A 13,106-nucleotide genomic window follows, 5' to 3' on the forward strand; every position below is an offset into this window, starting at 1 on the left:
TCTTTAACCAATTGGTACCAGGAACCAAATCAATGTTCCTTTTCCTACTTCACTTTCAATATGAAGCCTTGACTCTTCGCCAAACCGTCCAAGTAAACGTTGGTGTACATTATATAATCCTAATCCAGTTCCAGATACAGATTCTACACGTTGGTAAAGCAATTGGTTGATTCGCTCTACTTCCATTCCAATTCCGTTATCTTTTACGGAAATCATGGAATGATTACCCTGTTTTTTTAAAGTTATATCAATCATCCATTCTTGTTGGCTGTTCTTCAAACCATGTTTAATTGCATTTTCTACTAAAGGCTGTAATGTTAATGGGGGCAATAATACATGCTCAACTTTTTTATCAATGTCAAAATTCACCTTTAACCTTTCAGAAAATCTTGCTTGTTCAATATTTAGGTAAGCTTGTGTATGTTCAAGTTCTTGTTTAAAAGTAACGAGTTCATACATTGACGCATTCAAGTTTTGGCGAAAAAAATGTCCTAATTGAATCAGCAATTTACGTGCTAAATCAGGTTGTGTACGAATCAAAGCGACAATTGTATTTAGTGAGTTAAATAAAAAGTGAGGATTTACCTGCGCTTGTAATGCCTTAATCTCGGCATCAGTCACTAACTTGGCTTGTTTTTCTGCTTCAATCACTTCAAGCTGGTGAGAAAGCAATCTCCCTAGACCTAATGCTAATTCCTTATCTACAGGTCGAATTTGCTTAGGGTTAGAGAAGTAAAATTTTAAAATTCCTATTGGTTGATTTGATTTCTTGATTGGGACAATAATGGTTGCCTGTAAAGGACATTTTGGATGTTCACAGCGTATTTCATCGGTTGATTTTGCTACATATATTTTTCCTGTTTGTAAAACTCGTTTGGTTGCCTCCGTTAACAATGAATGACCTGGAATATGATGGTCACTTCCCAAACCCACATGGGATAATATCCGATGTTTATCTGTAATCGAGACAGCTGAAACCCTTGTTGTTTTTAATAATAGCTTTGCAATTTCAGTGGCAGATTCTTCATTCAATCCTTTACGTAGATGTACAAGGGTTTGATCAGCAATATGTAAGACCTTTTGTGCTTGGTTGGCCTCAATCCGGTCTTCTTCATGAATCACACTGTGAATGATCGCAATAAAAATAGCGATACCAATACTATTAGCGATAATCATTGGTAGTCCAATCACTTGTACTAATGCCCATGCTTTATCAAAAGGTTTAGCAAGTAATAGGATGATCAACATTTGTACCGTCTCAGCAACAAAACCTGTCAAAAATGCCATGCTAGTAGAAACGATGCGACGATTGCCAAATTTCTTATAGACCATCCCTGCCATTAAACCCTCCGTAATAGTTGACATGCCACAGGCTAACCCAGTAAAACCACCTAAAAGCATACGGTGAACCGCAGCAATGAGACCAGCCCCTAATCCAACCACTGGTCCTCCTAATAATCCTCCAATCGCAACACCAACTACCCTAGAATTAGCCAATGCTTCGTCAAAATCAATTTGAACGATATCTTTGATCCATAATGTAGAACCATGAGTTTCAGGTTGGATCGCAACTCCAGTATAGGTTCCTACAATGCCAAATAAGCCAAATAAAATCGCTAGCTTAATCTTAGTGATGGTGTCCGATTTATGGTCAATTAATTTGCGAAAAGTGGTTGATCTAGTCAATACAAATGCGATCGTCACAATTAAACCGATTCGTTCAATCATCAGTAGAAGTAACTGGAACATAAAATGATGACCCCTTTAATAGAAATGATTTGTCTTCTTTCATGTTACCATTTCAAAGGGTAAAATAAAAAGCCACTTTTTAAGTGGCTATGATGCTTCATAGATGGAAATAGATTGAACCTTGTCATCTTCAATTTTAAATTTAATAGCAAACCAATAGTCATCAGTGGAGTAAATAAGATCACCTGTTTCCCGCCAATCATAGGAAGGGGGACCGTATTGTTTGATTACCTCATCGACTGAACTTCCAACTTGAATGCCCCGATCTGTCGGTATCAATCCATCATCATTAGTCTCTATCAAATGTACATAGGGTTCTTCTGTTTCTAATAAAGCATGAACAGTAATTCCTTGGTAGACCATAGCAAGGTCATATCCATACATTTCGTCATAACTCATATAGGCCATCATAGGTTGGTCAAAATGGCCAGTCACTTCATCAACAGTTGAACCTAAAATCACCTCTTGGAAGCCTAATTCTGAATAAGTAAGAGGTGAGCCTGGAGTTGGAACCTGCCTATTCAAAATAGTAGGAACAATCCCTCTAGCCGTTAAGTATTTGCTCAATTGAAAATTAATCAACTGATTCCTTTCATCAAATTGTAACTCCAATCGATACCCATTAACATCATCATAAATCCATTCTTCTAGATTCTGCCATTCAATTTGTTTACTTTGGACCAAATTCGGTTTCCCCAATTTTTCTTGAATTTGTTCTTTTGTTAAACCAATACGAAACCCTGGAATGATGATTTCCATAAAATCTTGAGGTTTTTTAAATATCAGTGAAGTTGGAAAAGCCTCTTGTAACGTATTTACTGTCCCAGAAGAAGGATTCTGAGGGTTCTTTGGGGTCTGTGGATTCTCTGGTACCTGTGGCTCGACCAAGTGTTTTTGTGAATCGTTATCAAAAAGATTACAACCTGTTAACAAGAGACTAAGAAGAAGTAACCCTATAATTATTTTTGAAAAACTTTTCATATGAAATCCCGGCCTTCGTAAATAATAAACAAAGCATAGCTTTCTTTTCCAATTAAAATGGGATCCCGCAAAAGTAATCGGATTAAGCTTGAAAGAATTACGTCACTTTTATGGGCTATCAGAAAAATTGAATCTACATTATTAAGACGTAGCAGCTGGGCAAAAAGTTTCATTTATTTTTTTTATACTTCAATCTTTTTTATAACATAGATTTTTGAATGCACATCGGCTACAATGTTCAAGATTCTGAGTAAAATCTTCCTGGGCTTGGGATTGGTTGATCTTGTTCATTATTTCTTCTAATTGTTCTTCCCACTCTAATAATCGTGCTTCATCGATTACAATCGACTCAATCTGATTGTGTCGAATAAAATATAAATAGCCGTTTGCGGGTTTTAAGTCTAGATTCTTTTGTATTGCAAGGGCATAAGTGAGAATTTGCGGTTCATAAATCTCTTTGTCTACGTTTTTATCTGTTTTATAGTCAATGATTGAAAAGGTTCCATCCGAATGTATGTCAAGACGGTCTATGGTTCCAAAGATTTTCCCATTCCTTAGTGAAAGGATAAAATCATACTCTGTTAAATAGGAATCAGATGGTTGTTGTCTGAAAAACGGGCTTTGCTGGAAATAATCTACAAACTGATGAACTTCGGTTTGGAAAACTTCCCAATCCGTGTCTACTATATTCTCTACCCTAATCCCTTGCTTAATTAAATTCTTTTGTAAAAGTTTCTGCCAATCACCAATTTGATCAGGTTGGTGAGTAAGAGCTTCTAACAGTTGATGAACAATCGTCCCTTTCAAACTTGGTGTTAATTGTTCAGTCTTTAGTGAGTTAGTACCATTATTTTCATCAGTATTTTCACCAACCATTTCTACATCTTCTTCATTAAAATCGATCTTTTCTTCATTCAACCAATCCAATGTCGAAAACAATGAAAGACGATCCGTAAAATAATAGTATCGTGGGCATTGTTGATAACGTTTAATCGATGATACACTGTACCTTGTATCTTCTGCTGAAACTTGTAATGGTTTGGTGTAATTTAAAACTTTTATTTCCCGATTCGTATTTTTCTTACTAGATTTTACAGCTTCAACTTCATCCATTGAATCAGATTCTTGCAATGTTTCTTGATCATCATAGTGAATAACTTTTATTCTCCCAACTTCTCCATTTTTCAAAGGATAATGCCAAATCGCTTCCCCTAATGAGATCGTTTCATATTTTAAGACAACATCGATCCATTTGCTCCAGGTGTTGGTAGATAAGACCTCACTAACTTCGATTTCTTTTTTCACTTGTTCGACTTTTCCAGATAGAATCAGTTTTTGCTCTGCTCTTGTTGCGGCAACATAGAATACCCGTACAGATTCATCCCGTTCTAACTCTTTTTCTATTTTAGAAAGGTACAACCAACGAATGGGTTCCTCCCATTCTCCCTCTAACAACGGCACTTTACACGAAAGCCCCATTTTCGAATTAAAGCGGATTAATGAATCGTCATTGACTGGTTTTCGTGACAAATCTGGAACAAAAACATAGGGAAACTCTAGCCCTTTTGATTGATGAATGGTCATCAATTTTACAGTGTTTCCTGTCTCCGATTCCACAGCTGCCTCTGTTTCTTCTTGAGATTCCTCGATTAAGCGTTCTATCCGTTGTAAAAATTCATAGACAGAGTAAGGGTTATCTCCCGGGAAATGTTCAGCCTGCCTAATCAGTTTTTCCACGTTTGCAACGGCTTGGACTCCCTGTGGTAAAGCAAACAAAATCGTTTGATAATGTGTCAATTCTAAAATCTTTTTTAATAGTACAGACACTTTCGTTCTTCCTACTTCTTTTTTAAGTAGAGAAACCCAATGAACAAAATGTTCTACTTTTTCTATTTCTGTTTGCGCTAAGTCGTTTATCGCACTACGCCATTGATTAAATGGTTTGTTCCATATATCTTTTGTCAGCAAATGATATAGCGTATCATCAGTGATAGCAACCATTGGTGAACGAAGAATCCCGGCTAAAGCAATTTTATTGGTAGGGTCGATTAGATATTTTAACACATGTAACAGATCATAGATTTCCTGTTTTTGATAAAACCCACGTCCTCCTACCACATAATAAGGAATATTCTTCTTCAAAAGAGCTTGTTCATATATTTTCACTTGGGACATGGAACGAAATAATATGGTGATCTCTTTCGGTTCTACTCCTCTAGCAACTAACTGTTCGATTCGTTTAGCAATATAGGTGGCTTCTTTTTCCCGTACAGATTGCTCATCATCTGTATCATGATATATAGGAATAAATTCAACCACTTCATCTTCAGCGATTTTTTCCTTCTTCGCAATCGCTTCTTTATAATAATTTGGCGACGTTTCATCACTGGACATGACTTGTTCAAAGAAAAAGTTTACAAACTGAATAATATCTGGATGAGAGCGAAAATTATATTGCAATGGAGCAATTCTTCCTTCCATTGCACTGATTTCCTGTTCCATTTTTTTAAAAACATGGACATCTGCCCCACGGAAACGATAAATCGATTGCTTCGGATCACCAACAACGAATAAACGACCTGGTTGGATGGTTTGTTTATCATCCTTTAAAAGCAGTGAGATCAGCCTTTTTTGAACCTGATTATTATCTTGAAATTCATCAATCATTAAATAGGAGATTCTTTTTTTCAGTTTTTCTTTTACCTCTTGATTTTCTTCCAACAAACGAATGGCCTGAAATTGTAAATCATCAAAATCCAAGCTGTTGCGTTTATTTTTTTCACGTCGAAATGCCTCATCTATTTTTTGTAACAAAGGATAAAAGCCTGTCAAATATTCTTTTTCCCATTCATGGTACTCAATCGCTTTTAGCCATTGATTTAACTCTTTGGCCTGATCATTGGCTTTTTTCCTTAAAGCTGAAACCAAACCTTTACCAAACTGACCACTGGTGATTTCGATCATCTGGTTGATCGCTTCTTGAAGGCCTTCTCCAACTTCTTGTGCCAAGACGATTTGTTGTTTTACATTTGGCCATTGTTCCCGATATTCTTTAAAACGTTTATAATTACTATCACTATTAAACAATCCGTCTCCTGCCTCAATCAGTTGGTCAATTCCAGTGATCCATTGGTAGGGAGAAAAACGGAACTGGGCTTCAGTTAATTCTTTAATCTGTGTAAAATCGATCCCCGTGTTTGATATTTGTTCATATACCTTTTGCAATTGTTTAAAAACTCTAGAAAAACCAGCTTTAGAAACCCACTGATAAAAAGGAGATATTCCTTTTTCCTTCTCTTCTTTTAGAAATTTTTTAAATTCCCTTTCAATCGTATCAGCAAGAATCCACTTAGTATCTGTTGCTTCAAGTACTTGGAATTCCGGATCAACCTTCGCTTCTACAGGAAATTCCCGCAATATCTTAGCACAAAAGGAGTGAATGGTAGAGATGGATGCCCGTTCTAACCGTTGAATATTGTTTCGCCAAAGGTTGGCAGCATCTAAATCGCCACTTTCAAAAGCTTGGTCCCTTCTTTCAACCATTCCTTTTCTAACCCGTTCTTTCATTTCCTTTGCTGCTTTTTCAGTAAAGGTGATAGCCACGATTTGTTCAATTATATTTGGAACGTCTGCATATTTTTCAATAATTTTAAGGTATCTTTCTACAAGTACCCTCGTTTTTCCTGAGCCAGCACCTGCAGGAACAATACAATTTAGATGTAACGTATCTACTGCAAATCGTTGTTCATCTGTTAAAGGAAAAGCCACTAGACTCCCTCCTTTAGCCGGATTTTGTTTTTGATGCGTTCTTCATCTTTTCGACAAATATGTTGAAAAGGACAATAGCTTGGACATTCTGTGCTTGGCAATACAGAAAAATCTCCTTGTTCCATTTCAGTGAGCAATTGTTCGATTCTTATTTTCATTTCTTCTACCCACTGTTGCCATTCTTCTTCGTCTATTTTAGAACCAACTCGGTTACTGATTCCTACTTGATCTAAGAAATCATTTTTCCAAATACCACGATTCCGGCTATCCACGATTTCCCCTTTGTCATTCCTTTTCCCTTGGGTATAAAAGGAAGCTCCAATCGCAAGATCTAATGGAAAATGGAATAGAGATTCCAAAACAAATAAGTAAAGTGGAAGTTGTAGATGGATTCCTTGTTTAATTTCTTTGTTTTCCGGAGGTTGACCCGTTTTATAATCATAAATTACAAACTGTCCTTCATCATTTACATCAATACGATCAATTTTGCCCCTTAATACTAACGTTTTCGTTGCTAATTGAATCTCTGCCTTCTCAGTCGTAGAAAGAGGATCAATTTCCTCTTTTCTTAGCATTTCTTCATCAATGGGCATGCCAAAGGAAAACTCAAGGTATTGTGGATAAAGAGTAGATCCGCTTTTTTTTCGCCAAGATTGTTCATGACGAACGATCTGTTTTAGATCTTGTACAACTTTTTGCCAATCTAAATCACTTAATACGGGATGAATGGTTCGCTCATTCTGGTGTAGAAAGACTTGCCATTCTTCTTCAGCTATTTGTAGCAACCATTTTTCATATTCCCCCTGTAACTCGGGCTGAAAGATCTCTCCACCATTTTTACGAAAACGGGAAAAAAAGCGTTGTAATACACGATGAATCAAATCTCCCTTTTCATTTGGGGACATGGATTCCTCTGGTTCTTCCCACTCCGTTAATTTTAAAATATCTTTTGCAAAATAAGCAAAACGACACTGACTTGCTTGATTTAATTGAGATGTACTCCAAACCTTTTTCGTCATCCATTGCTTCATTTCTTCAACATGTTGTGCTTGTTGTAAATTGCCATCATATGAGGAAAATAACAAATCCCGTTCTTTTTCACTGGAAATACCATTTTCTATTTTTCGTATTTTTTCCTCATCTTGTTCTCTAAGCATGTCTTTGATCAGATCATGATTTTCTTTAAACACTTTATTCCATAATTGCTCTTCATGGGCGCAATCCTGAAAATCTCGTGGAACAAGGTCAGACACATCAAGGGTTTTTGTATCATACGTTTCCTCTATGATGCATTCTAAGCATTCTTCAATAAAGAAAGAGCGTAACCATTCTTTTCCTTCCTCATTCTTAGAGGAATAGACAAGGTATAGTTGTTCTGTAGCTGAAGCAATGCTTTGATAAAAATGATACTTTTGTTGATTCTCGTATTCCCTAGAAAGATTTAAATGAATCCCCTGTTTTCTTAACTCATAGCGTTCTTGGTCAGGCATAAGCCAGTCATTCTTGATCGGTCGTGGGAAATCTCCTTCCACCAACCCAAGAATAAACACGATTTTAAATTGTTGTCCGCGTATTTGGTTGGGTTGTAAAATTGAAATACCTTGTTTTTTCCCTTGCGTAAAATCATAATCGCTTTTCTCACATGCCAAAATTAAAGATTGGATCCAGTTCCAAAAATCGACCTGATTCTCCCCATGTTCTCCTTCCATATATTGATCCATCATCGCAAGCTCCTGTTTCACTTCCTGCCACTTTTCGTAAGCCTTTAGATCACGAAATGCCGTTTCCTCTGTAGGATTTGAAAAGAAATATTGCTTAATCTGTTCTTTTATTTGTAATGTTTGCTCTAATCGATTGATAAATTGGATATATTCCTGATTCATCCCCTTTTTGGGTGCAATCTCAGCCAACTTAAAAATTGTTTGCATGACGTCATCATATTTTTTTAATTCGTTTTCTTTTGATTCATATCTCTGTTTATAGGAGATGAATCTTTCATTCCAGCTCTTTTGTGTCATGGGATATCCGCATGAGCGAAAGATTTGTGTAAGTTGGTAAGGATCAATCTCTTGATTCCATTTAAAATAAGGGCTAACCAACATCGACAACCAATCGTTCTTTTGTCCATTCATGGCTTTTAAAAGACTAATGATCGCTTGAACAAAAGGATTTTCTATCAGTCGTTGTCTTTTGGCAAGACGAATCGGAATCCCAGCTTTCTCCATCACTTCATAGATAACCACTTTATACCGTTCCATTTGTGGCACAATGATCGCCATTTCATGTAAAGGAATCGCTTGTCCCAAAGCATGAGATTTGATTTCTGCCGCAACCATTTCGACTTCCCGTTTATTACCAGGAACAGCAAGTAAATGAACGGATTGATGTGCATCGATTTTTTCAGGAAACGGGGAAAAGATTGCTTTTTTGAGATGGTTGATGGTTGGTGAAACTTTGGATTGCATCTCTTGATTTTCCTCAGTGTTTCTCTCTTGTTGAAAACCTAAGTTCGTTAGAAAGTCAATCGTATTTAACGTCCATTGGAATAATTCAGGGCGTTGTTCATCAACCGCTAAATGAACGATGATATCTAAGCCAAGACCCCCTAATTTATCCAACACCTGCATTTGAATGGGTGAAAAATCATAAAACTGGTCTGTCACCACACCCATGTATTCATGTAATGATTCCCCTAATTCTAATTGTCGTAAAAACAAATAATAAGATTCCTCATGGTCAATCAAAGCGTACTTTTGTAATAATTGGTGGTAGGCCTCATAGATCCATGCTAATTCTTTATTTTTTTGTGAATCTTCTTGCCATAAAGCAATCAGCTGATCAGGGGTGACCCCTGCCCGTTTGATTTCACCGATCCACATCTCCACTTGATGAAGCCATCCAGTTTTATTCATTGACTCGTAAAAATGAATGATGCCTTTTTCCCTATGTACTTGTTCAACAGCATGTTTGACCAATAACTCCTGTTCAGAAGGAGTAAGCATCTTAGAGTGTTCACTATTTAAAGCAATTTGTCGCATCATTTGGTCAAAAGTCATCACTTCAATTCCCTTTTGAACATGAGGTTGCTTTATATCTAGCAACATCTCTTTTACTTTAGGAATCAACGATCCACTCGGTACCAGATAGATCCATTTTTTAGTAGATGAAAGGGGTTGAATGGTTTGAAGACCCTTGCCTAAAGGACTAAAATCTTTATGCAACACGATTCGTTTCATAAAAAAACTCCTCACCATGTAAGCTCATTATTATCATGCTAACACATTTTACGATGGTTGGGGAGTACGATACATTGATTTATCAAAACAAATGTTCTTTTTGGACAAAAAGAAAAAAGGATGGCTCCCCTCGTTAAAATCGATAATACTTAATAGCCATTCTTCTATTAATGCCATCTTGTCCAAGGAGTTTTCCATCAATTTTAATTTGTGCTGTCCATCCACTTCCAGAATTACTTCCCAGAAATTTTGTTGCTGCATTTGTATCGGGAGCATACCACTTTATTTCTATTTTGACACCATTAATTGTGTAATTGTATTTATATCCCTCAATAATTGTAGATGAAGGTTTGAATTTATTAACAGCGTCCTTTGAAATCATTTTTTTAAGGTCTTCTATATATATCTTTCCATCCTTCAATAATTGCTGAGCCGCAAATTTTGGGTCATATACTGTTAATGCTCCACCTCTCATCATAGGAGGCTAGCCCTTCAAGTTCTGCTTTAATTCCCATATCTATCCATGCATAGTTATATCTATATTTCATATTAACTAGTAAAAGTTTGGGAGCAACTCTAAGCTTTTCAGACATACTAGAATTTTCACTTTTAATTATTCTAGTATATTCTTCAATCTTTTCATAATCCTTCTTTAATTGATTAATATCATTTGTTAAAACATCATTTGTTATTGTGATATTTATGTCTGAATTGGATGGCATTCCCCCAGAGCTATTATTAAAGTTATTACTCCTTTGTGCTAGAATTTCCTGCACTGTAGGTGTATGCGTATCATGGTCATTATTCCTAGAACCAGAGCTACCACTACCGCTACTTCCCTCATCCTCCTCAGGAAAGGTCACGATCACACTTTGAGTATCGCTATCCCATATAACTGTACCTCCCCAATCTTCAAATGTATCTCTAACTGATGATCCGTCTTCAAGGTATGTATATCCATCTGATAAGGTTACTTCTCCTTGTTTTTCTCCATTTACAATTAAATCTACCGTTGTCGTATTTGTATTTCCTGTTGAACCATTTACACCTCCTGCACCAGCCTCAGCTTGGTGACCAGTTGGATCTATAAAGTTAACTGGATTGTTCATTACATAGCTATATCGGTTTAAGCTAAGTGGTTCATCAATCCAGCCAAAGAATGTATCTTCAGTTATAAATCTACCATAGTTAGGACTATACCATCTAGCAGAATAATCCATTAAGCGGGCTTTGGGATTATAGATATGAATTAGCACTTTATTTCTCCAGAAATAAAGTGCTAATTTTCAAAATAGAACACTAATTAATGAAAATATCATTTAGAATATTAATCAAATACTCCTAATTGAATCAAGATAACGAGAACAATCACAACAACAATAGTTAATATAAAAGTACCAAATCCTACATATACCAGTGCTTTTGATTCTGGATTATTTCGTAATTTCCAACCTTTAATAAATAATAGAATAAACATAGTAATAATTAATACAAATATCGGAACTACAAATATATTTTCTATTAATGTTTCATGAGAAGGATATTTCCCCTCTAAAATAGTACCGATTGAAGCCAAAATCGCACCAATTGAAATAATAATTCCAATCGCTTTCAATAGACGGTCGTTTTTAACTTTAAATATAAAGAAGTAGAACATAGGTAATGTAATAATTAAAACAAAATACGGGTTATAATTCACTATTAATCAATCCACCTTTTTTTAAGCCATGAACTTCCATAGCTTATAAATGTACCCACCCCAATACTTGCAGCTATTGTAATACCTGCTCCAACCAAAACAGGTGCTGATAATGCGGCAACTGCTGCACCAACTAAGGCACCCGCTACTATAGATAAACCTGTTGCACCAATATCAACTGTTACAGCTATTGCTTTATCTTTATTAGTATAATTTTTATTCGTTACATCTTTAACTACATCATTTAATCCAGTAACTAGTGATAGTCCAGCTCCTCCCCACTTTCCAAAGGAGTTTATTTTCTTGGCTACGCCTCTTAAATCATCTGCTTTATTTGCCAGTGTCGTTAGTTTTCTATATGCTTCTTTACGGCTTGAACTGGTTATAGTAGTATGATAAACCTTTTCGGCAGCATTTTTATAGCCTTTTTCAAGTGCATAAGAAGCTGTTGATAACGTTGAACCTGGAAGTGAATCAACATGTAACCACTTACGTTCCTTGTTGGGTCAAGGTAGTTAACCGGGTTATTTCCAGGATAAGCATAGCTGTAAATCCACCATAATTCATTCCACTGTATATAATTTATTTGATAGTTTTTGTAGATAGAATTGGCTACCGATTTTCTCGATAGCCTTAATCTAATTAATATATAGTGATGAATTCTTTCTGGATTATATCCTAACCATAATACATTATGAGTTATACCTTTTAATATTGGTAACCTTCAACCAAATATGCCGAATTGCGCCAAAATAATAACAACAATTATATATATCACAATTAATATCAAAAATCCAAAAAAGAGTTTTGTATATTTTTTATATTTTGGATCATGTCGTAAATTCCATGCCCTTTTAATTAGTAAAATAAATATTATTAGTATACCTGCAAAGACCGGAACAATAGATATATCTTCAATTAAGGTTTCGTAAGAAGGAAAATATTTCGCTAAAAAAAGAGCAATTGATACAACCAATCCACTAATTGAAATAGTTCCTAATAGCATTTTCCAATTCCGATCTTCTCCCTTATGTTTGAATACCAAATAAAGTAGATATACTGAAATAATTAATGTAATATACGGATTTCTCATAATTAATCAATCCACCATTTCTTTAAATATGAAGACCCATAGGAAATTATAGAATTAACTGCTACTCCTGCTACTGCCACAGCTATAACTGGTGCAGACACTGGCATTAAAGCAGCCACTGCAAAGCCTGCAACTACAGAAACCAATGCAGCACCAATATCAACAGCCACTGCTTTTGCTTTATCTGTTTTAGTATAATCTTTATTTGTTACATCTTGAAATACTTCATATCCTCCACTAGCTAATGATAAAGCAGCTCCTCCCCATTTTCCAAAGGAGTTTATTTTCTTGGCTACGCCTCTTAAATCATCTGCTTTATTTGCCAGTGTCGTTAGTTTTCTATATGCTTCTTTACGGCTTGAACTGGTTATAGTAGTATGATAAACCTTTTCGGCAGCATTTTTATAGCCTTTTTCAAGTGCATAAGAAGCTGTTGATAACGTTGAACCTAGAAGTGAACCAACAACCGATTTTATAAGACTAGGGTCTTCTACTTTTGCAGTCTTCTCAGTCGAACTAGTTAGGGAAGACGTCGGCATATTTCCTGCTGCATTAGCAAAATTGCTGTCTTTTTGCGCTA

At 35.8% G+C, this 13,106-nt stretch carries 9 protein-coding genes; all 9 read right to left on the reverse strand.

Features of this window, described 5'->3' with window-relative positions; genetic code table 11:
• Positions 1-3: 3 nt before the first annotated feature.
• The 9 genes from TEPIDINF_RS06490 to TEPIDINF_RS06530 all read right to left on the reverse strand — a co-directional run bounded on the left by TEPIDINF_RS06490 (position 4) and on the right by TEPIDINF_RS06530 (position 13,065).
• Complete coding sequence (locus TEPIDINF_RS06490; protein ID WP_068724932.1) at positions 4-1,749, reverse strand: sensor histidine kinase; 1,746 nt, start codon at positions 1,747-1,749, stop codon at positions 4-6.
• Between the two features lie 87 nt (positions 1,750-1,836).
• Positions 1,837-2,730 carry a hypothetical protein gene (locus TEPIDINF_RS06495; RefSeq protein WP_068724933.1) on the reverse strand — a complete coding sequence of 298 codons (894 nt, stop codon included), beginning with the start codon at positions 2,728-2,730 and terminating at the stop codon, positions 1,837-1,839.
• Between the two features lie 189 nt (positions 2,731-2,919).
• On the reverse strand, positions 2,920-6,498 hold the full coding sequence (locus TEPIDINF_RS06500) for a UvrD-helicase domain-containing protein (protein ID WP_068724936.1): 3,579 nt from the start codon (positions 6,496-6,498) through the stop codon (positions 2,920-2,922).
• The gene (locus TEPIDINF_RS06505; RefSeq protein WP_068724937.1) at positions 6,498-9,734 is read right to left on the reverse strand and encodes a PD-(D/E)XK nuclease family protein; all 3,237 of its coding nucleotides are present in this window, start codon (positions 9,732-9,734) and stop codon (positions 6,498-6,500) included. The genes TEPIDINF_RS06500 and TEPIDINF_RS06505 overlap by 1 nt, the downstream gene beginning before the upstream one ends.
• Before the next feature lie 133 nt (positions 9,735-9,867).
• Positions 9,868-10,212 carry a hypothetical protein gene (locus TEPIDINF_RS06510; RefSeq protein ID WP_421691573.1) on the reverse strand — a complete coding sequence of 115 codons (345 nt, stop codon included), beginning with the start codon at positions 10,210-10,212 and terminating at the stop codon, positions 9,868-9,870.
• Entirely contained in the window at positions 10,181-10,990 is an 810-nt protein-coding gene (locus TEPIDINF_RS06515) for an RHS repeat-associated core domain-containing protein (RefSeq protein ID WP_421691574.1), read from the reverse strand. The genes TEPIDINF_RS06510 and TEPIDINF_RS06515 overlap by 32 nt, the downstream gene beginning before the upstream one ends.
• A 71-nt stretch (positions 10,991-11,061) precedes the next feature.
• Positions 11,062-11,433, reverse strand: coding sequence for a hypothetical protein (locus TEPIDINF_RS06520; RefSeq protein WP_421691575.1), 372 nt, complete (start codon positions 11,431-11,433; stop codon positions 11,062-11,064).
• A gap of 724 nt (positions 11,434-12,157) precedes the next feature.
• Positions 12,158-12,526 (reverse strand): hypothetical protein, encoded by a 369-nt coding sequence (locus TEPIDINF_RS06525; RefSeq protein WP_421691576.1) that lies wholly within the window; start codon positions 12,524-12,526, stop codon positions 12,158-12,160.
• A 2-nt stretch (positions 12,527-12,528) separates the two neighbouring features.
• Positions 12,529-13,065: a hypothetical protein gene (locus TEPIDINF_RS06530; protein WP_421691577.1), complete on the reverse strand. Its 537-nt coding sequence runs from the start codon at positions 13,063-13,065 to the stop codon at positions 12,529-12,531.
• Between the last annotated feature and the right edge of the window lie 41 nt (positions 13,066-13,106).

Source organism: Tepidibacillus infernus (assembly GCF_048898065.1).
Taxonomy (GTDB): Bacteria; Bacillota; Bacilli; order Tepidibacillales; family Tepidibacillaceae; genus Tepidibacillus_B; species Tepidibacillus_B infernus.

Coding starts and splice junctions, on each gene's coding strand:
- TEPIDINF_RS06490 (WP_068724932.1), bottom strand. CDS start 1,749: ATGTTCCAGTTACTTCTACTGATGATTGAACGAATCGGTTTAATTGTG.
- TEPIDINF_RS06495 (WP_068724933.1), bottom strand. CDS start 2,730: ATGAAAAGTTTTTCAAAAATAATTATAGGGTTACTTCTTCTTAGTCTC.
- TEPIDINF_RS06505 (WP_068724937.1), bottom strand. CDS start 9,734: ATGAAACGAATCGTGTTGCATAAAGATTTTAGTCCTTTAGGCAAGGGT.
- TEPIDINF_RS06510 (WP_421691573.1), bottom strand. CDS start 10,212: ATGATGAGAGGTGGAGCATTAACAGTATATGACCCAAAATTTGCGGCT.
- TEPIDINF_RS06525 (WP_421691576.1), bottom strand. CDS start 12,526: ATGAGAAATCCGTATATTACATTAATTATTTCAGTATATCTACTTTAT.
- TEPIDINF_RS06530 (WP_421691577.1), bottom strand. CDS start 13,065: ATGCCGACGTCTTCCCTAACTAGTTCGACTGAGAAGACTGCAAAAGTA.